This is a genomic window from Planktothrix paucivesiculata PCC 9631, assembly GCF_900009265.2.
Classification (GTDB): Bacteria; Cyanobacteriota; Cyanobacteriia; order Cyanobacteriales; family Microcoleaceae; genus Planktothrix; species Planktothrix paucivesiculata.
This window is the reverse complement of sequence record NZ_LR735026.1, coordinates 736,308-759,452: the sequence shown is the minus strand read 5'-3', so window position 1 is coordinate 759,452 and position 23,145 is coordinate 736,308. Positions and strand designations below refer to the sequence as shown.

Annotated in this window: 19 protein-coding genes; 6 read left to right on the top strand and 13 right to left on the bottom strand. The window is 39.6% G+C overall.

Annotated features, from left to right (window positions below; all coding sequences use genetic code 11):
• Positions 1 to 64: 64 nt before the first annotated feature.
• From PL9631_RS23940 to PL9631_RS23905, 8 genes are all read right to left on the bottom strand, one after another.
• Positions 65 to 1,171, bottom strand: a complete 1,107-nt coding sequence (locus PL9631_RS23940; RefSeq protein ID WP_083624258.1) for a YheT family hydrolase — start codon at positions 1,169 to 1,171, stop codon at positions 65 to 67.
• A 71-nt stretch (positions 1,172 to 1,242) separates the two neighbouring features.
• The gene (locus tag PL9631_RS23935) at positions 1,243 to 2,928 is read right to left on the bottom strand and encodes an alpha/beta hydrolase (protein ID WP_083624257.1); all 1,686 of its coding nucleotides are present in this window, start codon (positions 2,926 to 2,928) and stop codon (positions 1,243 to 1,245) included.
• 82 nt (positions 2,929 to 3,010) lie between these two features.
• Entirely contained in the window at positions 3,011 to 4,657 is a 1,647-nt protein-coding gene (locus PL9631_RS23930; protein ID WP_083624256.1) for an alpha/beta hydrolase, read from the bottom strand.
• Positions 4,658 to 4,830: 173 nt separating this feature from the next.
• Positions 4,831 to 8,088, bottom strand: coding sequence for an ATP-binding response regulator (locus tag PL9631_RS23925; RefSeq protein ID WP_083624254.1), 3,258 nt, complete (start codon positions 8,086 to 8,088; stop codon positions 4,831 to 4,833).
• A gap of 546 nt (positions 8,089 to 8,634) precedes the next feature.
• Positions 8,635 to 8,865: a putative toxin-antitoxin system toxin component, PIN family gene (locus PL9631_RS27100; RefSeq protein ID WP_083624253.1), complete on the bottom strand. Its 231-nt coding sequence runs from the start codon at positions 8,863 to 8,865 to the stop codon at positions 8,635 to 8,637.
• Between the two features lie 85 nt (positions 8,866 to 8,950).
• Positions 8,951 to 9,154 carry a putative toxin-antitoxin system toxin component, PIN family gene (locus PL9631_RS27095; RefSeq protein WP_083624251.1) on the bottom strand — a complete coding sequence of 68 codons (204 nt, stop codon included), beginning with the start codon at positions 9,152 to 9,154 and terminating at the stop codon, positions 8,951 to 8,953.
• Positions 9,151 to 9,417: an AbrB/MazE/SpoVT family DNA-binding domain-containing protein gene (locus tag PL9631_RS23910; protein ID WP_083624250.1), complete on the bottom strand. Its 267-nt coding sequence runs from the start codon at positions 9,415 to 9,417 to the stop codon at positions 9,151 to 9,153. Before PL9631_RS23910 ends, PL9631_RS27095 begins: the two co-directional genes overlap by 4 nt.
• Before the next feature lie 116 nt (positions 9,418 to 9,533).
• Positions 9,534 to 10,613: an endonuclease NucS domain-containing protein gene (locus PL9631_RS23905; RefSeq protein WP_083624248.1), complete on the bottom strand. Its 1,080-nt coding sequence runs from the start codon at positions 10,611 to 10,613 to the stop codon at positions 9,534 to 9,536.
• 298 nt (positions 10,614 to 10,911) lie between these two features.
• Here PL9631_RS23905 and argZ point away from each other — a divergent pair, with 298 nt between their 5' ends.
• Positions 10,912 to 13,029, top strand: coding sequence for a bifunctional arginine dihydrolase/ornithine cyclodeaminase (gene argZ, locus PL9631_RS23900; protein WP_083624247.1), 2,118 nt, complete (start codon positions 10,912 to 10,914; stop codon positions 13,027 to 13,029).
• A 66-nt stretch (positions 13,030 to 13,095) separates the two neighbouring features.
• Here the strand turns inward: argZ and PL9631_RS23895 are convergent, their stop codons facing one another.
• The 4 genes from PL9631_RS23895 to PL9631_RS23880 all read right to left on the bottom strand — a co-directional run bounded on the left by PL9631_RS23895 (position 13,096) and on the right by PL9631_RS23880 (position 15,161).
• Positions 13,096 to 13,650 carry an Npun_F5560 family protein gene (locus PL9631_RS23895; RefSeq protein ID WP_083624245.1) on the bottom strand — a complete coding sequence of 185 codons (555 nt, stop codon included), beginning with the start codon at positions 13,648 to 13,650 and terminating at the stop codon, positions 13,096 to 13,098.
• Positions 13,651 to 13,800: 150 nt separating this feature from the next.
• On the bottom strand, positions 13,801 to 14,148 hold the full coding sequence (gene rpsF / locus PL9631_RS23890; RefSeq protein ID WP_083624243.1) for a 30S ribosomal protein S6: 348 nt from the start codon (positions 14,146 to 14,148) through the stop codon (positions 13,801 to 13,803).
• A 198-nt stretch (positions 14,149 to 14,346) separates the two neighbouring features.
• On the bottom strand, positions 14,347 to 14,823 hold the full coding sequence (locus tag PL9631_RS23885) for a Tic20 family protein (RefSeq protein WP_083624242.1): 477 nt from the start codon (positions 14,821 to 14,823) through the stop codon (positions 14,347 to 14,349).
• A 140-nt stretch (positions 14,824 to 14,963) separates the two neighbouring features.
• Complete coding sequence (locus tag PL9631_RS23880) at positions 14,964 to 15,161, bottom strand: hypothetical protein (protein ID WP_083624240.1); 198 nt, start codon at positions 15,159 to 15,161, stop codon at positions 14,964 to 14,966.
• A 195-nt stretch (positions 15,162 to 15,356) separates the two neighbouring features.
• Here PL9631_RS23880 and glyA point away from each other — a divergent pair, with 195 nt between their 5' ends.
• The 4 genes from glyA to PL9631_RS23860 all read left to right on the top strand — a co-directional run bounded on the left by glyA (position 15,357) and on the right by PL9631_RS23860 (position 18,647).
• Entirely contained in the window at positions 15,357 to 16,640 is a 1,284-nt protein-coding gene (glyA, locus tag PL9631_RS23875) for a serine hydroxymethyltransferase (protein ID WP_083624239.1), read from the top strand.
• Between the two features lie 185 nt (positions 16,641 to 16,825).
• Positions 16,826 to 17,536 (top strand): pentapeptide repeat-containing protein, encoded by a 711-nt coding sequence (locus PL9631_RS23870; protein ID WP_083624237.1) that lies wholly within the window; start codon positions 16,826 to 16,828, stop codon positions 17,534 to 17,536.
• Positions 17,537 to 17,689: 153 nt separating this feature from the next.
• Positions 17,690 to 18,217 (top strand): J domain-containing protein, encoded by a 528-nt coding sequence (locus tag PL9631_RS23865; RefSeq protein WP_083624236.1) that lies wholly within the window; start codon positions 17,690 to 17,692, stop codon positions 18,215 to 18,217.
• 157 nt (positions 18,218 to 18,374) lie between these two features.
• Positions 18,375 to 18,647: a DUF3143 domain-containing protein gene (locus tag PL9631_RS23860; RefSeq protein ID WP_083624234.1), complete on the top strand. Its 273-nt coding sequence runs from the start codon at positions 18,375 to 18,377 to the stop codon at positions 18,645 to 18,647.
• A 16-nt stretch (positions 18,648 to 18,663) separates the two neighbouring features.
• On the opposite strand, the gene rimI is transcribed toward PL9631_RS23860, so the two are convergent.
• The gene (gene rimI, locus PL9631_RS23855) at positions 18,664 to 19,266 is read right to left on the bottom strand and encodes a ribosomal protein S18-alanine N-acetyltransferase (RefSeq protein ID WP_083624233.1); all 603 of its coding nucleotides are present in this window, start codon (positions 19,264 to 19,266) and stop codon (positions 18,664 to 18,666) included.
• A 125-nt stretch (positions 19,267 to 19,391) separates the two neighbouring features.
• Here rimI and PL9631_RS23850 point away from each other — a divergent pair, with 125 nt between their 5' ends.
• Positions 19,392 to 23,114 carry a hydantoinase B/oxoprolinase family protein gene (locus PL9631_RS23850; RefSeq protein WP_083624231.1) on the top strand — a complete coding sequence of 1,241 codons (3,723 nt, stop codon included), beginning with the start codon at positions 19,392 to 19,394 and terminating at the stop codon, positions 23,112 to 23,114.
• Positions 23,115 to 23,145: the final 31 nt, after the last annotated feature.

Here is a 23,145-nt window from a genome sequence, read left to right as displayed (position 1 = left end):
GCCGCTCGGGGCAATTCATGAATTGCCCTAGTCTATTTCCTTCTCGGCCATGATTTTTCCAATTTTAATCAACACAATTAGTTAAATTTAACAAACTGTTGAGGGTTAATTGCTGTTTTTTTTCCTGCTGATCAAACCAAGCTAAAATCCGATTCCAAGCCCACCATCGGTCGGGATCATTAAATTGGTTTTGGCAAGTCTTACTACTAATATAACCAACATGACCTCCATAATCGGTTGAGACTAAATTAATTGCCGGATTCTGATCACTCGCGGCTTTTAACTCGGGAATTAAGGTGGGATCAAATAGAGGATCATCTTCAGCATATAAAATCAATGTAGGTTTCCTAAGTTTAGGAAGTAACTGTAATCCACTACTGGCTTCATAATAGGCTTCTACGCTCTTAAAACCTAAGCGTCCAATCACTAATTCATGATCAAATCCCCAGATCGAATTTGCCCGTTTAACGGCTTCTGGATCGATGTCATTAGGATGATATTGATGGAGGTTTCGAGCTAATTTTTTAAGCTCTTTCGTAATCGCTCGTTCTAAATATTTGCCCCAGGAATGTCTAACTAAATAGGAGAGGGAACGGGTGGAATCTAAACTCGGGCAAATCACTGCACCCCCAGCGATATCAGAATTTTTTAAGTCTAAATCCGCGCCCCAATCATTAACGGTTTGGGCGGTTTTAATTCCCCATAATGCTAATTGTCCGCCTAAAGAATAACCCGTAAACCAAAAGGGAGTCGGACACCCCATTAATTTAGATTGAGCCGCAATTCTGACATAATCTTCGCCTTCATATAGTCCATCGGAGGTTAAAGTGGGGGATAATTCTGCGGTTTTTCCGTGCGCCCTCCAATCAAATAAAACCACCGCATAACCCGCAGCAAAGGCTTTTCTTCCCCAGATTCTCAGAAACCATTGGTTCTCTAAAGTTCCGGTAATTCCATAGGTAGCAATAACTGTTCCTCTGGGGTTTTCTGGAATCGCCACAATGCCATAAATGGGAATATCAGATGCTCCTAAAAATACGATTTCTTGATAGGATGGTTCGGGCAAGTCAATGGTTTTTTCCCAGTTTTTACTGGCTCTTAATGCGGCATAAAGGGTCATTGAGAAGCCATTTTTCAGGGTAAAAGGGGGCTGATAAATCGGCTGGATCATTGGGAACTGTAATAAGGGGTTAGGGGCTTGAGGTATTAAGTCAATTATATAGCAATCCGCGCCAAATATGACTATTTGCGAACTTTACTAATGGCTTCTTGAATATTATCTTGGGTTAATTTATTCACAATAGTTAAACTAAATGGTGAGGTTTCTAGTCTCTGAATATAACCCGCATTCAAATATGGTAAATATTCAGTTTGACCGCGAATATAACTATTAAAAAATACCAGACTTATGGCTTTTAAAAAGGGGAAAGCTAACTCAGGATCAGGGCCGATAATTTGTTCGGGAACAGGAATAACTGCCTCCCCAGATTGTAAGAAAGAAAAATGAGTTCCTCTCTCCAATAACATTAAATATTTATTAGGAGTTGTTAACCAAGAAAAGGGATAGATTTGTTCACTAACGGCGGGGGCAATATAATCTTCACTTCCTCCAATTATTAAGGTAGGAATTTGAATTTTACTCATTCCTTCTTGTCCAAAAACCACACTGGTAATGGGATTGATAGCAATTACGACTTTGACTCGTTCATCCTGAAGATCATAACCTTTATTAGCAATATCAGCCGCTTGACATTGCAGTAAGATCGAGATATTTAGAGTAAGTTGCTGGTCTGCCACCTTTGCACACTCTTGATTAATTCTGTTGGTATTAAAGGCTGCTCCCCCCACTGCTAAAGCTGTATAACCCCCATAGGATTGACCTATAACCCCCACATTATCTAGGAGTAAAGGGCTAGGAAATACGGATTTTTTGGCTTTTTCTTCTAATAGATTAAGTACGGCGGTAATATCTAAAGGACGATCAACAAATGCTTCTGCACCAGGCGGTTGAGCATTTCCCTGTAAGAAATTAGCCAACCCATCGGCACTGGTTTCTAAATGTTCAGGAACCGCTACAAAATAGCCATGGGAAGCTAAATGTTCCGCTAAATATTTGAAGGTTGTTCGGTCGGAACCCAAACCATGGGAAATCACAATTACAGGGGCTGGGGTTGAAATTTGGGGAATATAAACATCAACGGGAGAAGGCTGGTTTCGTTGAGGATTTTGAAAGGTAAAGGATTCTTTTTTCCATTGAGTTGTACCCGGATTTTTTAAATTAATCGGTCGATTTTGTACGGCTGGATTATTGATCTCGGCTTGAGCCTGTTGCCTAATCCAATTGATGATAGATTGATCTTGATAAATAATTTGAGATAAATCTCGAATCACTTGCACAGCAAAATTCAGGTCAATTTCTATCCTGTTACCAGGAAATTTTTCTAAAATACCCAATAAAGTTAAACCTCCAGGAAGTTTAGAGGCTTGATTAATCGCTGTTTTTAAAGCATTGAAACCATTGTCACCATTATCGGTTTGAATAAAATTACCAAAGCGAGTTAGAATTACAGTCCCTGTAGGGGTGTCATTAAATTGTTGAATACTCCAAGGACTGGCGGTCATGGGAGTGACTAACAGTTGACGCAGTTTTTCTACATCTTCAGGGCTAAGAATTTTTTCAGGAATTGATAGAACAGGCGAGATTTCTCCCCCTTGAGCAAATGTGGCTAAGTCTTCAATGGGAATTAAGACCGTACCAATATTATACCGAACTGCAATTTGTTCGGCGGCCATTGTTGAGGAGGTTGTAGCCATTAAACCCGATAGAATTCCTAGGCCGATTTTAATTAGTTGAGTCGAGAGCGACCGAATTCTTTTATTGTTTTTATTGGGTTGATAGTCCTGGGGATTTTTAATAGGTTTTAACATAAAATTAAAAGGAGATTATATGATTGCTTTTTTATAATACCATCAAAAATCAAATAGTGTCAACCTTTTTGTAATTTAAAATTTATTGATTTTCATCATAATTTATCCCCTTAATTGCATTATTTAATTGATTCGGGGTTAAAGATTCGATCAAGCTCAGAGGATAGGCTGGATCAGCAATAGTTTGAATATAAGCTGCATTAAGATAGGGTTTATATTCAGGATTTTGAGTCAGATAGGCGTTAAAAAATGCCGCACTTAATGCTTTAATATAATTTCGACTAATTTCAGAAGTTGGCGGAATAAATTGGGGAAGTTTTGAGAGTTCCGAGGTATTTTCTTGGGTAATATCATAAAAATGGGTAGCATGATTTTGCATCATTAAATATTTATTAGGAGTCGTGAGCCAAGTAAAAGATTGTAACTGTTCTGATAATGCGGGGGCGAGAAAATCTGCGTTACTCGCAGTCATGAAAACAGGAATTTTGATTTTACTTAAACCCGATGCTCCTAAAATAATACTATTGACCGGATTTAATATAAAAATAGCTTTGACTCTTGAATCTTTAAGTTGATAGTTGTTTTCAGGAAGTTCTAAAGCTCGACACTGAAGAAAAATTGAGGGATTTAAGGGAATATCAGAGGGTTTACAGTTAGTTTTTAGTTGGGTAAAATCCAGGGTAGCTCCTGATAAAACTAAAGCCGTATATCCCCCCAAAGAATGACCAATGACCCCCACATTTTGGAGATCTAATTGATTATTAAAATCGCTGGCATTGAGTTTTTCAAGTTGATTCAGTAAGATGGTAATATCCCGAGGTCGATCAATAAATTGTGCGGGTTCAAATAGGTCTTTTACTTCCCCCTGGAGTAAGGATTGAAATTGTTGATAATCACTACCTGGATGTTGAGGAACCGCCACCGCAAATCCATAGGAGTTGAGATGTCTAGCTAAATTTTCAAACCGTGAACGGTCAGAAGCTAAACCATGGGAAATAACAATCACAGGATGAATAAATTGATCTACAGTTTTAGCAGTATCGGGTAAATAAATATCTACCTGAAAGTTACGATTATTTTCCGGATTATTGACAGTAATTGTTTTTTTTATACCCGCAAATGTTCCGGGTTTTCTTAAATCTGGTCTTTGACTAAAATCGGTAAAATCAGCTTTTTCGGCTTCAATATTCGATAGAAATTCTAAGGATTTGGTGACGGTCTGAGTTTGCTGAACTAATGTAACAATCCGGGTTAAAATTTCTAGGGTTTTTTCAATATCTAAGCGAATTTCTGGACTAGGAAACTGGCGCATCACGTCTATAATGGTAAAGCCATTAGGCTGATCCACAACTTCAAGTAAGCTAGTATGAATTGCTTCTACTCCATTATCACCCGATTGGGTTTGAATGATTGTTCCTAAATAGTTTAAAAAGGATAGAATCAAGGGGGAATTAAAAAATGGTTGAATAGAAATATCTTGATTAGTATAACGGGTTTCCAAAAGTCGAATTAAAGTTTGTTTTTGTTCAGGATTTAATAGTTTTAAATAGGTAGATAGGGATTCTTGGGGGTTAATTGTGCCTTTTTTGGCATAATTTTCTAAAGCATCAATAGAGATAGAAATGGTTGTGGTTCCCAACGGAATAATAATAGATTCGGCGGCGATTCCGGGGAGAGTCGTCAATACAATAGAGGCTATTGTTAAGGTAAAAGAGGACAACCAGCGCATTGTTTTTTCCGGTTCTAGTTTTTAATATTTTAATCTATCAGGACTTACGCACAAGACCAAAGAAACCGGGTTTGGTGCGTAAGTCCTATCTATTCTAAAATAACACAACCTTTACAGGAGTTAAATATTGATTAAATCCCGTGGAATCTCGGAAAAGCTAATTTTTAGACCATTTATTGATCGGGTTTAAGGTGAGTGAGGAGGATTTTAATTTCTTCCAATAGAGAATCTACTGATAAATTAAAAGGTAAGACTTTCAGGGGAAAACTAGCGGTAAAGCGTTGTAGATAAACAGCGATTTTTTTCCAGATATAATCCTCTAATTCAACCGTAGGAGAAGATTGATTTTTTTGTTTTCTATCAACAGTTTTATTCAATATTTTTATATCAGATTGGGCTAAAATAATGATCGGTATGCTTGATTTTATTTTTTCTAATGTTGACAGGGCTTCAACTAAATTAGAAAGGGATTTTCCGCGAAAACAAATTAATATTAAATCCAAGCTCTTGCATTGAATTTTACGAATAATTTCTTCCCAACTTTTCCCCATAATGCCTTGAAATCCAGCAATTTCAATATATTGAACCAGAGCTTGATCGATCTTAAAATTACTCGAATCAGCAGGATCAAGCGGATCTAATAAATCACCCAATTGTTGTTCAGGTAAAATTGAAGAATCTACAACTAAAATACTGGGTTTCCAACTTAAACGAGTGGCAATTTGGACGACTTCTAATAAAGCTGAACTTATCGATAAAGGAAAATTTTCATTTTTGAATCGATCATCTTGGGAATTAGCTAAACAGGGAAAAATTGACAAATTTTTAACTTGATTAGCGACCTGAGTAGTAACAGGATCTAAAGTAACAATCGGTAATTGGGTCAAACTTTCTTGTTTACTAATTTCCTCTAACAAATAGGATGGATTTTGGATCGAACTATCTCTTTCTAAGACCATCACATTAGGATGCCAAATTTGCGCCATCATCGCGGCTTGATGCACGTCATCCGCTTCTAAAATTCGACAATGGGAAAATCGAGATAAAAATAAAGCCGAATGATAAATAGAATTCTTATTTTTCAAATCTGCATCGGGAGCCACATTTGGAGAATTTTCTGATAAACTAAACCAAAGAATAATTAACTGTTGGGGGGCAGAAAAGGGAACCTCCAGCAGTAACTCTTTTAACAACTTTTCTAATTCTAATTCTTTAACTGGAAGGTGAAGAAATCCATCACAATGATTCATTAATGCCCGTTGTTTATCCCCCAAAGTTGCGGTAATAATCACCGGAATTTTATGGGTTTGTAGATCGGTTTTTAGGAGGGTTAAAACATCCCAACCGGACAATAAAGGAATTAAAGGATTTAGTAAAATTACCCTAGGTTGTAGACAACGGGCTTTTTCAACTGCTTCTGTTCCTGAACGGGCAATGATCACTCGATATCCTAAATCAGCCAGTTGTTCGCTCAAATTTTGAATAAATTTGGGTACGGTTTCTACCACTAATACTAACCGAGATGTGTTTGAGGAATCTCCAGGAGAAGAACTCGCAAATTGACGATTTTGACTACCAACTTTACGCGGCAATTCCCAATTACAACGAGGGGGATTAGGAGGTAATAATAGGGTGAATTTACTGCCTTGATTTGGTTGAGAAATAAAGCTGACATCTCCCCCATGGAGTCGAGCCAAACGCTGGGTTAATACTAACCCCAGTCCTGTTCCTTCAAATTCACGGGTCAGGGGACTTTCTAACTGTTGGAATTTTTGGAAAATTAGATGCTGTTTATCATCAGGAATCCCAATCCCTCGATCCCAAATCGTAAAAGCTACCCAATTTTCCCAACGACCTACTTGTAGACCAAAATCACTGCGATCGGGGGCAAATTTTAGAGCATTACATAACAAATTAACTAACATTTGTCGTAGTCTAAGTTCATCGGCGACGAAGGTTTCTAAACCCGGTTCAATCTCTAAGTGAAATCGACGTTTAACTTGGGCTAAAATTTCTGCTTGCAGTTTAATATCCGATTTGTCCTGGCTTTGGTAGTGTTGAATTGCTAAATCAAAGGCAGATTGACAAACTGATTGAATATGTAAAGGTTCGGGAACTAACTCTAATTGTCCGGTTTCTATGCGGGTTAAATCCAGAATATCATTCACCACTAACATTAGGTGACGACCACTTTTATGAATCAGTTGGGCATAACGGGTTTGTCTTTCGTTGAGTTCTCCTAATGCGTGATCTTTTAATAAACTTGATAAACCTAAAACGGCGGTAAGGGGGGTTTTTAATTCGTGGCTAATACAGGCCATAAACTCATCTTTGATGCGATTGAGTTGAATTAAATCGGTATTTTTGGCGGTGAGTTCTTGAGCAACTCGATGTTGTTCTGTAATATCTTGAGCAAACACTAACCAGAGGTTATCCGTGTCATTCTCTAAATATAAACCTATTTCTGATTTAGCGTTTAATTGTTGACGGGTAAATTGCCACACCCGTTCCTGATTTTGAGCGACCGGACAAATACAAACATAACTGTCTGGTTTGCTCCCGAGTTGACACCATTGGGGCATTTCTAAGTGGGCTGAATTGGCAATTAAAGGTTCAGCAACATGGGTTAAGGGATTAGATAAAAGTCCCCAGTTCCCAGAGGTTTCTAAAGGTGAATTCGGCCCGTTTTCGCCGTCGGAAAATATTACAGAGGTTTGAACCCAACGGATTACGGTTTCTGCGACTTCCTGTACTACTTGTGATCCTAGTCCAATTAGCGATCGCCATGCTAAATTTTGACTGATGATTTTGCCATCATCCTGTTGAATCATTAAGGGGATAGGTAGTTCGTCTAAAAACTCAATTAAACGATCGGGGGGGAGAGAATCTCCCAGGGATAAAGGACTTAACCCGGGTTGGGTTTCTGTCTGGAAGTCGAAAGTATGGGGAGGAGAGGCTTTGGGTGGATCAACGGGGGGAAACTGTTGGCAATGTTTAGCTAAATGTTCTAACACCTGTAAACTATCGATTAATCCAATAAATTCCCCCTCCTGATTCACTAAAGCTAGGGATAAACTTTTAGTTTGAGTCTGATCTACCGCAGTAGGGGAATTCTGATCTTGTAAATACAGCCAAAACTCTTGCAGGTTTAAATGGGATGGAATAGGGATCACAGGATCAATGATCGCCTGAAAATCTTCTCCTAAGGGGGGTTGGATCTGGGTAGCTGGGGAAACAGGAATCTGATTCAGCAGATAGGGAAGAAAACGACGCAAGGAAATCATTCCCAGGGGCTGATATTGGGAGTTGATAATCACCACCCGTTCACAGTTTCCCTGGGAAAAAATCAACCGCAATGCTTCTAGGGAGGTGTCATGGTGACAAACAGGGACTACCTGAAGGAAATTAAGGAGGTTAGCTTGGGGAGACATAAGACTTAAATCCTCCAGATGAGATCATAATCATCTGAGTTAACGATCCTAATCTAAGAGAACCGTGATAATTATATTTCTATTGTCGTAGCAAACGGTTGACTTTTCTGTGAACTTAACGATTTCCTAAACAATCTTAAAATAATTGAAAGTTTTTCTTCCCGGATTTGGGGTGATTCTCGTAAAATATTGATCCCCAACGGTTTAATAATATTATTTTATTTGTTCATTACCACAATGGTCTGGATATTTGCTCCGAGGAGACAAAAATCTTCTTTATATTTGATCAACCGATTACTGAGGATTATAATAGACAAATTAATACAGGTAATTAGCTTATTTTCATCTACTTTAAGGTAGAACTTAAATTTTCTAATCCTATTTATTTATTTTTGAATAGGACTTACGCACCAAACCGGGTTTCTGAACGAGAAATCCAGATTTCATCCGCAAAATCAGGGCCAGAAACCCGGTTTCTTTGGTCTTGTGCGTAAGTCCTGTTGAAGTTAACCCATGATGATAATTGGGTCAATCATATTTTGGTTTTTATGGAAAATAAAGAGCAAGAAAGTCTGTTGGTTTCATAATCGCTGTTCCCATAAAGTTATCTAATACTAATAAATCTTGATCTCCCGTGATTAAAACTTCTGCATTGGCAGATAAGGCCGCAGCTAGAATATGATTATCTTTACTGTCTCTTAATTGAGGTACGTTAATAGAAACATTGGAACAAAAGTTTAAAACTTCCGTACTCGCATATAGTATAGCGCTACGCATTGAAGTTAGGACACTTCTAAATCCTGAAACTCATTCACTGCTTACTGTTCCCTGTTCCCTGTTCCCTGTTCCCTAGTGCGTAGCGCTATAATTCTTCAACCGTTAAACCGAGAGATTGCATTTTAGATGCGAATTTATTTCGTTTTAAAGTTGTTTCTAGTTCGTGAAATAAATCTTCAGAAGCGAGTATAGTAATTTGACTAGCTTGTGCTAATTGTATAATTTTACGGGTTACTCCTGGCCATAATAAAGCTGATATCCAGACATTAACATCAACAACAACTTTCATGATTTACCCCACAATTCTTGTCTAACTTCTTTGACTATTTCACTAATTTCTTCCAAAGTTGGTTCATCAGGATCTGGTTGGGTTTCGTCAATCCGTTGAAATAACTCATCTAAGCTTAATTTTTTCTTGGTTTTTGTCAGTTTAATTTCATTTTCTGTAACTGATATTTCATATTCCGTTAAAGGTTGCAGTTGTTGTAATATTTCGGGAGGAAGTTCTAGTTTTCCTTCGGAAGTTACTTTGGCAATTGATTTAATCATCATTTTTATCCTAGTTTGAATTATTTGTTTATTCGTGATCTAAAACTAAAGTTTTTAGGTGTAGGCTATACCAGATATTACAATTATAGCAAAAAGTTTTCTGTTTTGTTGGGCAGAAGCTAAAACCTTTCTAACCAATTTTGCAAAGCTATATTAATCAGATTTTCTAGTTGATTCAGAGATTCTATAGAATCTGTTACCTGGATAAACTTTTCAAAGTCTTCGTACCGATAAGATTTATCAATAGATCTTTTACCTTTGGGAATATACCCAATAAGATTTATCTGTTGAAAATCATTTGTAAAAATTTGCATTTTACCTGAAGGGTATTTAGAACCCATAACTTGCCGATCTGGTATTGGTAAACAAAGATAAAAGCTATTATCTTTACGAATTTCAACGCAAATATTATCTTTACCTCGTCCGTACTTAATAACTGCTGGAGCATAAATTTCTTGAATTTTTTCGTGAAAACACAAAATATGTTTTCTCAATTTTAAAATATATTGTTGTTTTTCTGGTGAGCAATTTGATATTATTTTTAGTAAACTATTGGGTGGATCTGGTAAATAACATGATAGATCAAATACATCATTTTTATGATAATTAATTTTTGTATAAACAGTCTTTTCTGTATCAACATTAGTTAAAGACAGAGCTAAACTATCCGGTTGTTTGATAATCTCAAAAGAGAGAAACTCTAAAGATAGCTTGCTATGTTCTTTGTCAACAAAATTGTGTTTATGAAAACTGGGCATAATAGCCATTAGACGGATAAGTTTACTATAATCTATCTCCAAATCAATCGGCTTAACCCCAATTAAATTATTATAGTAACGAGTGAGTTGTTGAACCACTCCTCGATCAGTAATATTTTTTAGCTCTATTATAACTAATTGTTGATCTTTATCCAAAGCCAAAATATCACAAATCTCTCCATTAACTTTGTATTGACGTTTTAAGGGAGTAAGCTCTAACAAATTCCTCAAATTATCCCAAACAAAATCTTCTAATGCTTTTTCGTTTCCAAAACTCCACTTATTTCCCCCTTTCTTCAGTAGGGTGTTAACTTCTGGAGTACGGACAGATTTACCATTTTGTGAACGTTGTCTTGATTGTTTGAGAAGTTTCTCTCTATGAACTTTTGCCTCTGCTAAAATTTCATCTGCTTTTAAAATTCTGCTGAATGGCCGTCCCATATTAATACAAGAATGTAATTAACTAGAATTAATGAAATTTTATCATATTGGTAGGAGTTGTTGATGCGATCTCTATTTTTTTAAGCGAGAAGATCAAAAAATAGCTTGATCACCCTCCAGCCCAATGTTATGAAAATATGACATTTAATCGCAAGGCTTGTCCACATTCGGATGATATAATTAAAAGTTGGCTTTTTATAGAACCAATATCCCCTTCTCAACCTTAGAAGTGGGATTTTGTAGTGACTCAAATCTCTTATCGGTAGAAAACCGTAGCGTCTACCCTATTGTACCTAAAATGACAGAATCAATTCGCTTTCTGATGTGTTCTCCAGACCACTATGATGTGGACTATGTAATCAATCCTTGGATGGAGGGAAATATCCACAAATCCTCCTTTGACAAAGCCAGAGAACAGTGGCAAAACTTGTACCATCTTATCAAAGAACACGCCATTGTTGACTTAGTAAACCCCGCCAAAGGTTGGCCGGATATGGTCTTTACCGCCAACGCCGGGTTAGTTCTCGATAAAACCGTCGTTCTTAGTCGTTTTTATCATAAAGAACGCCAAGGGGAAGAACCCTATTTCAAAACCTGGTTTGAAGGTCAAGGATTTACCGTCCACGAACTTCCAAAAGACCTTCCCTTTGAAGGCGCTGGAGACGCATTATTTGACCGGGAAGGGCGCTATTTATGGGCGGGATATGGATTCCGGTCTGAACTCGACTCCCACCCCCTAATTGCCGAATGGCTGGATATTGAAGTCCTATCCCTGCGGTTAATGGATGAACGGTTTTATCACCTCGATACCTGTTTTTGTCCCTTAAAAGGCGGGTATTTAATGTATTATCCCCCCGCCTTTGATTCCTATTCAAATCGCTTAATCGAACTGCGTATTCCACCCGAAAAACTGATTATTGTTGAGGAACCAGACGCCGTTAACTTTGCTTGTAACACCGTCAATGTTAATCAGATGGTGATTATGAACAAAGCCAGTGAAAACCTCAAAGCCAGAATCGAAGAAGCAGGTTTTACTGTCCTAGAAACTCCCCTAACTGAGTTTTTAAAAGCAGGTGGGGCTGCCAAATGTTTAACCCTGCGGGTGACTGAACCTGTGATTGTGGATCGTCATGCGGTGGTTAAAGTTGAAAGCCACACCGTCCTGATGGAAGGACATCTATTAGACGCCGGGCTAATTAACCGCGCCTTGGATTTAGTCGTCGAAGGCGGGGGCAGTTTCAAAGTCCTCAACTTCAATTTAGGGGAACAACGACAAAGCACCTCGAAAGCCGAGATTAAAATTTCTGCCCCCTCCCATGAGGTGATGGAAGAAATTATCAGCCAATTAATTGATATTGGCGTGGTGTCCTTAGAAGAAGACCAACGGGACGCTCGCTTACAACCAGTCGAACAAGATGGCGTTGGCCCCGATGATTTCTACGTCTCCACCATTTACCCCACGGAAGTTCGGGTTAATGGCCAATGGCTAACGGTTCAACATCAACGGATGGACGGCGCGATCGCAATTTCCCAAACCCCCAACGGTCTAGTAGCCCAATGTAAGATTCTGCGGGACTTAAAGGTCGGAGAACGGGTGGTTGTGGATGTGGTGGGTCTTCGTACCATCCGCAAAACCGAATCCAGGGAAGCCCGGAATGCACCCCAGGAATTCAGCTTTATGTCGTCTGGAGTCTCTAGTGAACGCCGGGTTGAGCTAATTGTGGAACAGGTTGCCTGGGAACTGCGCCAAATTCGCGATCGCGGTGGCAAAGTCGTCGTCACGGCTGGCCCAGTGGTCATCCATACCGGAGGAGCCCAACATTTATCCCACCTGATCCGCCAAGGCTATGTGCAGGCGTTATTAGGGGGAAATGCGATCGCCGTTCACGATATGGAACAATCGATCATGGGAACCTCCCTGGGTATGGATATGAAACAGGGTATCGCTGTTAAAGGAGGTCATCGCCATCACCTTAAAGTGATCAATAGTGTTCGCCGTTATGGGAGTATTGCCGCCGCCGTTGAAAATGGCTTGGTTAAGAGTGGGGTGATGTATGAATGTGTGAAAAATAACATTCCCTTCTCCTTAGCGGGTTCGATTCGAGATGATGGCCCCCTACCGGATACCCAAATGGACTTAATCAAGGCCCAAGAACATTATGCCGAACTGTTGCAGGGCGCGGATATGATTCTGATGCTGTCCTCGATGCTGCATTCGATTGGGGTGGGGAATATGACCCCTTCGGGAGTTAAAATGGTCTGTGTCGATATTAACCCGGCTGTTGTCACCAAACTGAGCGATCGCGGTTCTGTGGAGTCCATTGGCGTTGTCACCGACGTGGGACTATTCCTAAGTTTATTAGTCAATCAATTGGACAAATTAACCAGTCGTTACGGAGTCGTACAAGTGGGTTAATTTCAACGACCCACACTGATTAACCTGGGGCTACAGTGTGGGTCGTTCACAAGTCCTTCTTAACGCTCAAGCATTACCCAAAGTGGGAATCTCAACCGAACCCGAACCGCGACCTTGAAAACTCGGTAAATCCAAGCCACTAGGACGGCGACTTTTTTGGGCTAAACGATAGCTGACACTTTGTAACTCGGCATGAAGTTGTTTATTTTCCCGTTGTAGTAATTCTACTTTTTCCATGACTTCATTCAGACGTTCTGAGAACTTCTGACGGTATACCCCAGGTAACTCCTGGACAACCTGTTCCAACATCCGAGAACGGTCTGTTAGCTCCTCCACTGACTGTCTGAGTTGATAGGCTTCCGTATCCCGTTCGGCGATTTGTCCTTGATAAAACTTAACCTGCTGCTCCATCTCTTGCAGTTGTTCGCGTAAAGCCACCATTTGCACTTGATGACGTTCGGAAACATCGGGACTGGGTAATAAGTTAGCGTCTCCTTTTACCAAACGGAACAGTTCTTGAGATAACTGTTGAATCAACTGCTCCCGCATTTGTAGCTCCTCGTTCAAACGAGTAACTTCAGCTTGTAACTCCTGTGGCGTTTGACTTTTAGCTTGGCTCACGGTGACTAACGGCTCCTATAAATTTATTCTTTATATTTGTTTCTAAAATATCTCTGTTGTTCCCAATCGGCAAGAGCCAAAAAACTGGGTATAACAAAAACAGGGGTTAAGAGTAAAATCTAATTCTATCTTTCCCCCTGTTTACCTAATTTATTCCGCCTCTTGAGCTTCGGGTTCTGCTTCCGTGGCTTCCGTGGGTTCTACCGTTACTTCTTCTTTAATAGTCAGATAACGGATCACCTCGTCGCTAATTCGCATGGCTCTTTCTAAAATAGCGATCTGGGCTCCAGGGCCTTCATAATTCATCTGGACGTAAACCCCTTCCCGGTGCTTATCAATGTCATAGGCCAAACGACGTTTACCCCGATTTTGGATTTGGATATTCTCTGCCCCTTGATCTTTGAGGAGGGTTTCGTATTTGCTAATAGACTGCCCAACCTGCTCATCGTTGAGGTCAGGACGGAGGATATACATTGTTTCGTAAACAAAAGGCTTCATGCTGTGATTCTCCTTATGGACGACTAGGCTTCTGGATTTAGAAGCAAGGATCTTTGATTGTATCAGGTTCGGGGTGACAATTAACGTTGATAGTAGTCGCGCGACCCACGATTAGGACATCAACGGATACTCAAACCCCGATGGTAAAGTTTTTTCTTCCCTGTTCCCTGTTCCCTGTTCCCTATTCCCTGTTCCCTATTAGCGAACTTGCATATAAACAGCATCGGAAATCGTAGGAATTTCTGCATATTTCCCAGATAAAGACTGAATCACAGAATAGAAAAATACCGCTAAAAGCCCTAGGAAGATCATGTTGTAGAGGGTTTCCATGAGAAATCCTTGTAAAAGGACATTGCCGAAGGTCTGGAAAACCAAAGTACACAAAATCAGAACAATATCAATCAAAATGGCTTGCATGGTATTAAATCGAATGAAATGGGGAATATTTTCATTGCGAACCACTAACATATATAACCCTAGGAACACAACAAATCCCGCGAAAGGAATGTATTGATAAAGAAACATCAAAGGGATGACAGGCAATGTAATAATTTGTAAAATCGGAAACTGTTGGAATAAAAAGCGTCCAAAGGGTAACCCATCCATTAAAGGCAGTAGATAGGGTAAGGCGGCAAAAATGCGATCGCGTACTGTCGTGGTTCCGCGCCAAGTCATAACCAATTCTCCTGAGTATCTCTTAAACCCAGGATAGCGCAGTCCCAGAGATTGGGAGTCAAAAAATGATCAGCAGGAGAAAGGGCGAAATTGTTCTCGCAGAAATTAACCGCCCCATCTCAACAGTCAATCCCGATGATTTATGGAATATTAGCAATGCGGAAGCCCATCTGACATTCATACTGACTCGGTTGATTGTCAATGCAGGGACGAACTAAATGTCCACAGGACAACTGACCGCCTCTCCAACGAGGTTGACCACTTTGATCAGCTAATAAACATCCCTGACAAACTTGTTGAGAAGCAAGTATCTGGTTATCCATCAAGATGACTAGCATAATGATTCCTCCGACAGATGCCCAATTATACTTCTATTGTAAGCCCACAGTTGTAGGGGATTTGGCTAAATGAGTCACAACTTAATACAATTTTGGAATCAACCATCAGCACAGTAAAGTTATGATGGAAAATCACGGATAATCCTAATCCGTTTAAATCGGTGATCAAATTGTGTAATTAAGAGGAATTTTATTGTGAGTCAGAGTAATTTAGAAATCTTATCTGAAACTGATCCCGTCATTGCTGATTTGATTCAGCATGAACTCTGTCGTCAACGGGAACACCTAGAATTAATTGCCAGTGAAAACTTTACCTCGGCGGCGGTTATGGCAGCCCAGGGGTCTGTTCTTACCAATAAATACGCCGAAGGACTTCCCAAAAAACGCTATTACGGCGGCTGTGAATTTGTTGATGGCATTGAACAATTAGCCATTGAACGCGCCAAACAACTGTTCGGAGCCGCCAGTGCCAATGTTCAACCCCATTCGGGTGCTCAAGCCAACTTTGCCGTGTTCTTGGCGATGCTCAAACCAGGTGACACGATCATGGGGATGGACTTATCCCATGGGGGACATTTAACCCATGGTTCTCCGGTAAATGTCTCTGGTAAATGGTTTAAAGCCTGTCATTATGGGGTTAGCCCGGAAACCGAACAACTTGACTATGACTTAATTTTAGAACTGGCCAAACAGCATAAACCCCAAATGCTCATTTGTGGGTATTCAGCCTATCCTCGAATTATAGATTTTGAGAAATTCCGCGCCATCGCCGATGAAGTCGGGGCCTACTTAATGGCCGATATTGCCCATATTGCGGGGTTAGTGGCAACGGGTCATCATCCTAACCCGATTCCCTATTGTGATGTGGTCACTACCACGACTCACAAAACCTTGAGAGGGCCACGGGGCGGGTTGATTTTAAGTCGGGATGGGGAACTAGGCAAAAAATTAGATAAAGCTGTTTTTCCGGGAAGTCAAGGTGGCCCCCTAGAACACGTGATTGCTGGTAAAGCCGTGGCCTTTGGGGAAGCCCTGAAGCCGGAATTTTCCATCTATTCGGGTCAAGTGATTGCTAATGCGAAAGCGCTGGCTACTCAGTTACAAAACCGAGGCTTAAAAATTGTCTCCGGTGGTACGGATAATCATTTGATGTTAGTGGATTTACGTTCTGTAAATATGACGGGAAAACGGGCCGATCAACTGGTGAGTGAAGTTAATATTACGGCAAATAAAAATACGGTTCCCTTTGATCCCGAATCTCCGTTTGTTACCAGTGGTTTACGCTTAGGATCTCCGGCTATGACCACGCGGGGGATGGGAGAAACGGAATTTATCGAAATTGGGAATATTATTGCAGATCGTCTGCTCAACCCAGAAGATGAGGGGATCAGCGAAGCCTGTCTGCAACGGGTGGCGAATTTATGCGATCGCTTTCCCCTATATTCCCATCTGAGCTTGAAAATTCCGGCCTTAGCTTAATAGGATTTAAACTGATCTATTAAGTATTGTTTTTTCAAAGTTAGCGATCGCTCTTGAGTCTATCAAAAGTGCGATCGTTTTTTCTTTTATTAAATTTTTTTAATAGCTTGGGTATTTAGCTTATAATAGGAAAAACGAAAACTATTAGGTGTAGTTTTTCGGTGGCCAAAGCGGAGGATAAAGTTATGAAAATCCTATCCACAACAGTTTTTGGAGCCGCCACAGTGCTTCTACTAGGTTTGGGAGTTACGACTCCAGCCTATTCACAAAATCCTAATGATCTTAAACAATTATTAGAAACCCGGTTCTGTCAAGGGTGTGATTTGAGAGGCGCTAATTTAAGCGGTGCTCACTTGATTGGTGTTGATTTACGAGATGCTAACCTTACGGGGGCAAACCTAGCTAATATCAATTTAGAAGGTGCAGATTTAACCGGAGCAAACTTAACATCTGCAAACTTAGAAGGGGCGTTTTTAAATCAGACTGAATTTAATGATGCTAACCTAAATGGTGCTAACTTAACTAATGCTAATTTAATTCAAGCTCAATTAGACGGTGCAAATCTCTTAAATGCGGATTTAACCGGAACTGAGTTTGCAATTCCTACTTTACAGACGGCTGAACTGCCTAGAGGTTCCGCCCAGGATTTGGGAATACCAGAAGAACTCACTATTGGACGAGATCCTGATCGTTTAGTATTTCCTTTTGGGGGGCCAGAATCTGATCAACCCTTTGAATATAATCAAGAATATTTGGATGCGATCGTGAATCCGAATCTTAACTCACTTCAACCCGTTGAGTCTGATGGTTTTCTGAGCCCAAATAATAATCTTGATAATGGAATGCGAGGAGATGTTCGTCCATCGGGAATAGATGTGTTAGAGGTTGGTTTTTAATCGATTAACCACATTTGGTGTTGTCATTAAACAAAAATTGCTGAGATAGGGGAAGAAGCTAATGATCGTTTTTTCTCTATTTGAACTTTGCTATCCAAAGATTTTTTCTGTATAATCAACAGAACTGTTTCGTGATGTAGAGTTAGGATAGCCGTGACTTCTCCCAGAAATTCATCTCAACAGCAACCCCAATCCGAAAACCATCCGGCGCTGAGTTCTAGTTATTACACCCTGTTAGGGGTTCATCCCAGTGCCACCCCGATCGAAATTCGACGCGCCTATTGGGAACTGAGTAAACTGTATCATCCTGATACGACAAGCCTATCAAAAGCGAGCGCCACGGCAAAATTTCAGAAACTCAATGAAGCTTACGCCACCCTCTGTAACCCAGATCGGCGTCAGTCCTATGATCAAAAAATTCGCTATTCTCGATATCATTTAATTCAAGTTCCAACGGACTTAAATCAACCCTATTCTAAAAATAATCGTTCCCATTCTTCCTCTGCCTATTTAGACCCAACAGATCGTCCCCTTTCCTCTGGGGAGATTTTTTCACTATTTCTGATGGGAATAACTTTAATGGGATGTTTACTGTTAGCAATTGTCATCGGTTTAGCTAATTCAAATGGAGTTTTACAACCGATTCAACCCCCGGGTTTAATTATCCTTTTAAATTTTTAAGCTGTTAAATAGTTAAACCGTATATCAAGCGCTGGGACTGCCAGGATTTAACCATGATCTAATACCAGATTTAACGGCTGAACAGCTTATTGGTTTTGATTAACAAAAAATGCTATGATCAGTAACTAAGATAAATTGCCTCTCCCTCCTTTTATTTATGACTTTGCCGAGTTCAGATACACCTTTATATAATCATCCCCTACCCGATATTGAAGAATGGTTACGCTCCCACGGAGGTGAACAGGATCGTAAAGAACTCCATTATTGGCGCATTGGAAACGAAAATTGGACAGCCGATTTATGGTTAGAAGTTGACCAAATTACAGTCCGTTATATTGGTGCTGCAACCAAAGATCAGGATATTCAACGTTCCTTTAAATATTCCCTTTCCCGTCGAGATCTCGAAGCCGCTATTTTTGGGGGGCCATAATCATGTATCCGCATGATCAGTCATGGGTCAACTTTAAACAAATCTCTTGGTACCATTGATGCAGAACTTGGGGAAAATGCGGATGATGCAGATCCCCTCGCCATAGAATTAAGGCATCTTCTCCGGTGTCTTGATAATATTTTTTACGAATTCCGGCTTCTTTAAAGCCAAATTTATGATATAAATTAATTGCAGGTTGATTAGAAACTTTCACCTCTAGGGTTGCACGTTCTAGTTTACGTTTCCAAGCAGATACTAATAATTGAAATAATAACGCCTGACCTAATCCTTTGCCTTGGTAGTCGGGATCAATGGCTAAAATTGTAATATGAGCTTCTTCTAGGATTGCCCATAAACAGCCAATTCCGATGAGTTCATCACCCGAATTTCTTCCATCATTTAATTCTAGTTTAGGAAATTGAAATTCTTCTGAATTATGTTCCTTATCCCCTATTTCCTGTTCCCGTTTCCAGATGATTAAATCACTATTGGGACTCTCGATTTCCCGTTGATATCCTTCCTTTGTCCAAAGTCCTCCTAAACACCGTTGATCGAGTTCTACCACAGCAGAAAGTTGATTTTCCCTTAACAGTTTCAGTTCTAAATATTGTTTGCCCATTTAAACGAACATCTTTTAACTAACCTTCTATTTTATTATATCTGAATAATTCTCCCTAATCCATGTATTTATGATATCTGGGGATTAATCTTAGGGTAAAATATAAATTTTAAATTAAAGCAACCATGACATCTACACCCCAACAACAAGCTACAAAATATCAATTTTGGATTGACCGAGGTGGCACATTTACCGATATTGTTGCGCGTAAACCCGATGGCACATTAATCACCCATAAATTACTATCAGAAAATCCCCAACATTATGCCGATGCTGTGATTCAAGGTATTCGAGAAATATTAGAATTATCCCCCCATCAAACCATTCCCGGTGAGTTGATTTCAGAAGTTAAAATGGGAACCACCGTCGCCACCAATGCCTTATTAGAACGAAAAGGCGATCGCACCCTATTAATTATAACAAAAGGCTTCAAAGATGCGTTAAGAATTGGCTATCAAAATCGCCCCGATATTTTTGCCCGTCAGATTATTTTACCGCAAATGCTCTATGAACAAGTCATCGAAGTTGAAGAACGTTATACCGCCCAAGGAGATGAATTAAAACCCGTCGATTTAGAATTATTAAAACCCCAATTAGAACAAGTATATCAAACCGGAATTAGAAGTTGTGCCATTGTCTTAATGCACAGTTATCGCTATCCTAAACACGAACAACAAATTGCTACCTTGGCTCAAGAAATCTGCTTTACTCAAATTTCCGTATCCCATCAAGTTAGCCCCTTAATCAAATTAGTTAGTCGCGGAGATACAACTATTGTTGATGCCTATTTATCTCCCATTTTAAGACGTTATATTGATCAAGTTACTATTCAATTAAATAGTGATCTTAGTTTAGCAAGGGGAACATCAAACCCCATTCAATTAATGTTTATGCAATCTAATGGAGGTTTAACTAACGCCCAAAACTTCCAAGGGAAAGATAGTATTTTATCGGGGCCAGCCGGAGGAATTGTTGGTGCTGTTCAAACCAGTTTAAAAGCCGGATTTAATTCTATTATTACTTTTGATATGGGTGGAACATCCACCGATGTCGCCCATTTTAATGGTGAATATGAACGACAATTTGAAACTGAAATCGCCGGGGTGAGAATGCGAACTCCGATGATGGCAATTCACACCGTCGCGGCCGGAGGCGGTTCAATTTTAAGCTTTGATGGGTCACGATACCGGGTGGGGCCAGAGTCCGCCGGAGCCTATCCTGGGCCAGCTTGTTATCGCAATGGCGGGCCATTAACCGTTACGGATGCTAACGTTATGTTAGGGAAAATTCAGCCCCAATTCTTCCCCAAAGTATTTGGAGAAACTGGAAATTTGCCATTAGATGCTGAAATTGTTCAACAAAAATTTAGGGAATTAGCACTAGAAATTCACACCCAAACGGCAGATAACCGCACCTCCGAACAAGTGGCTACGGGATTTATTACTATTGCCGTTGAAAATATGGCAAATGCCATTAAAAAAATATCCCTACAACGGGGTTATGATATTTCTAATTATACCCTCTGTTGTTTTGGCGGAGCGGGCGGTCAACACGCTTGTTTAATTGCCGATACTTTAGGTATGAAACAGATTTTTATTCATCCCTATGCTGGGGTTTTATCTGCCTATGGCATGGGGTTAGCTGATATCCGAATATTACGAGAAAAAGCGATTGAAAAACCCTTAACAGAAGGTTTGATTCCTGACTTAGAATATATTTTTTCGGGTTTAGAAACGGAAGCAAAAACAGAATTGGAAAATCCAGACTCAAAAATAGAGATTATTTTGAAACTTAATCTCAAATATGAGGGAACAGATTCTATATTATCGGTTGATTTTGTTAGTCATTTGTCTAGTATAACTAAACAATTTGAACAACAGCATCAAATCCGTTACGGATTTATTAAACCGGAAAAAATCTTAATTGTTGAATCAATAACTACAGAAATAATTCAACAAATGGATACCCCGGAAGAACCGATATTAAACCGGACAAGAAATCAACTGCCCACACCCATTGATATTGTTCCGATGTATACCCCGGATGAATGGAAACAAACCCCTATTTTTAATCGAAATGATTTACAACCTGGAGATATTATACAGGGCCCTGCAATAATTATAGAATCCATTGGAACAAATATTATTGAGTCGGGATGGCAAGGGGAATTAACTGAAAAAAATTATTTGGTTTTAAAATCAATTCATTCTATTAAACCGCCCCTAGTCAGAGAGAATCAAGATATTAAAGTTGACCCTGTAAAATTGGAAATTTTTAAAAATTTATTTCAATTTATTGCCGAACAAATGGGAATTGTATTACAAAATACAGCAACTTCTGTTAATATTAAAGAACGTCTTGATTTCTCCTGTGCTCTGTTTAATCAACAGGGTCAATTAGTTGCCAATGCCCCCCATATTCCTGTGCATTTGGGGTCAATGAGTGACAGTATTAAAAGTTTAATTGTTGCCAAGGGAGAAACTCTCAAACCCGGTGATGTTTATTTATTGAATAATCCCTATAATGGGGGAACCCATTTACCCGATATTACGGTTATAACTCCTGTTTTTACCCCCCCTAGCCCCCCCTTATTAAAGGGGAGAAATGATCAGGAGAACCCCTTAGTAAAGGGGGGAAATAGACAGGAACAGACTATTTTATTTTATGTTGCATCCCGAGGACATCAAGCCGATATCGGGGGAATTACGCCGGGTTCTATGCCTCCTAATAGTACAAATATTGCAGAAGAAGGAATTTTAATTGATAATGTTCCATTGGTTAAAGAAGGAATTTTTTTAGAAACAGAACTCTTAAATTTATTAACATCTGGAAACTATCCCGCCCGAAATCCAGCCACCAATATTGCGGATTTACAAGCTCAAATCGCTGCCAATGAAAAAGGCGTTCAAGAACTTTTAAGAATGGTCGAATATTATGGATTACATACCGTTCAAACCTATATGCAGTTTGTTCAAGATAATGCAGAATTATCGGTACGTCGGGCAATTTATGTTTTAAAAGATGGTGAATTTAGTTATAAAATGGATAATGGGGCAATCATTAAAGTTAATATTAAAATTGATAGAAATAACCGTAGGGCAATTATAGATTTTACTGGAACTTCTTCCCAACTCCCGACTAATTTTAATGCCCCAAAATCCATTTGTAAAGCCGCCGTTTTATATGTTTTTAGAACCTTGGTTAATGATAATATTCCCTTAAATGCAGGATGTTTGAAACCCTTGGAGATTATTATTCCTGAAGGTTGTTTTTTGAACCCCCGTTATCCGGCGGCGGTCGTGGCGGGAAATGTGGAAACCTCTCAAGTTATTGTTGATGCCTTATATGGGGCTTTAAACGTGATGTCAGCATCCCAAGGAACAATGAATAACTTTACGTTTGGAAATCAGAATTATCAATATTATGAAACAATTTGTGGTGGGTCTGGCGCCGGAATAAACTATCATGGAACTGATGCAGTTCATACCCACATGACTAACTCCCGTTTAACTGACCCGGAAGTTTTAGAATGGCGTTATCCCATATTATTAGAAGAATTTAGTATCCGAGAAAATAGTGGGGGTTTAGGACAATTTAACGGCGGAAATGGCATCGTTAGAAAAGTTAAATTCCTAGAACCCATGACCGCCGCCATCCTATCAGAACATCGAATTATTCCCCCTTTTGGATTAAATGGCGGACAACCTGGGTTAGTAGGTAAAAATTATATTATTCGTAATCATGGAACAATAGAACAATTAACCAGTACCGCCAGCGTCGAAATGAATATCAACGATATTTTTGTGATTGAAACCCCCGGCGGTGGAGGATATGGGCATCATAATTAACCCAAATAAATCTTATCCCATTACCCATTAC

What these genes read in the sequence shown, in the direction of transcription:
- PL9631_RS23940 (WP_083624258.1), bottom strand. Translation starts at nt 1,171, where the DNA reads ATGATCCAGCCGATTTATCAGCCCCCTTTTACCCTGAAAAATGGCTTC.
- PL9631_RS23935 (WP_083624257.1), bottom strand. Translation starts at nt 2,928, where the DNA reads ATGTTAAAACCTATTAAAAATCCCCAGGACTATCAACCCAATAAAAAC.
- PL9631_RS23930 (WP_083624256.1), bottom strand. Translation starts at nt 4,657, where the DNA reads ATGCGCTGGTTGTCCTCTTTTACCTTAACAATAGCCTCTATTGTATTG.
- PL9631_RS23925 (WP_083624254.1), bottom strand. Translation starts at nt 8,088, where the DNA reads ATGTCTCCCCAAGCTAACCTCCTTAATTTCCTTCAGGTAGTCCCTGTT.
- PL9631_RS27100 (WP_083624253.1), bottom strand. Translation starts at nt 8,865, where the DNA reads ATGCGTAGCGCTATACTATATGCGAGTACGGAAGTTTTAAACTTTTGT.
- PL9631_RS27095 (WP_083624251.1), bottom strand. Translation starts at nt 9,154, where the DNA reads ATGAAAGTTGTTGTTGATGTTAATGTCTGGATATCAGCTTTATTATGG.
- PL9631_RS23910 (WP_083624250.1), bottom strand. Translation starts at nt 9,417, where the DNA reads ATGATGATTAAATCAATTGCCAAAGTAACTTCCGAAGGAAAACTAGAA.
- PL9631_RS23905 (WP_083624248.1), bottom strand. Translation starts at nt 10,613, where the DNA reads ATGGGACGGCCATTCAGCAGAATTTTAAAAGCAGATGAAATTTTAGCA.
- argZ (WP_083624247.1), top strand. Translation starts at nt 10,912, where the DNA reads ATGACAGAATCAATTCGCTTTCTGATGTGTTCTCCAGACCACTATGAT.
- rpsF (WP_083624243.1), bottom strand. Translation starts at nt 14,148, where the DNA reads ATGAAGCCTTTTGTTTACGAAACAATGTATATCCTCCGTCCTGACCTC.
- PL9631_RS23885 (WP_083624242.1), bottom strand. Translation starts at nt 14,823, where the DNA reads ATGACTTGGCGCGGAACCACGACAGTACGCGATCGCATTTTTGCCGCC.
- PL9631_RS23880 (WP_083624240.1), bottom strand. Translation starts at nt 15,161, where the DNA reads ATGCTAGTCATCTTGATGGATAACCAGATACTTGCTTCTCAACAAGTT.
- PL9631_RS23870 (WP_083624237.1), top strand. Translation starts at nt 16,826, where the DNA reads ATGAAAATCCTATCCACAACAGTTTTTGGAGCCGCCACAGTGCTTCTA.
- PL9631_RS23860 (WP_083624234.1), top strand. Translation starts at nt 18,375, where the DNA reads ATGACTTTGCCGAGTTCAGATACACCTTTATATAATCATCCCCTACCC.
- rimI (WP_083624233.1), bottom strand. Translation starts at nt 19,266, where the DNA reads ATGGGCAAACAATATTTAGAACTGAAACTGTTAAGGGAAAATCAACTT.
- PL9631_RS23850 (WP_083624231.1), top strand. Translation starts at nt 19,392, where the DNA reads ATGACATCTACACCCCAACAACAAGCTACAAAATATCAATTTTGGATT.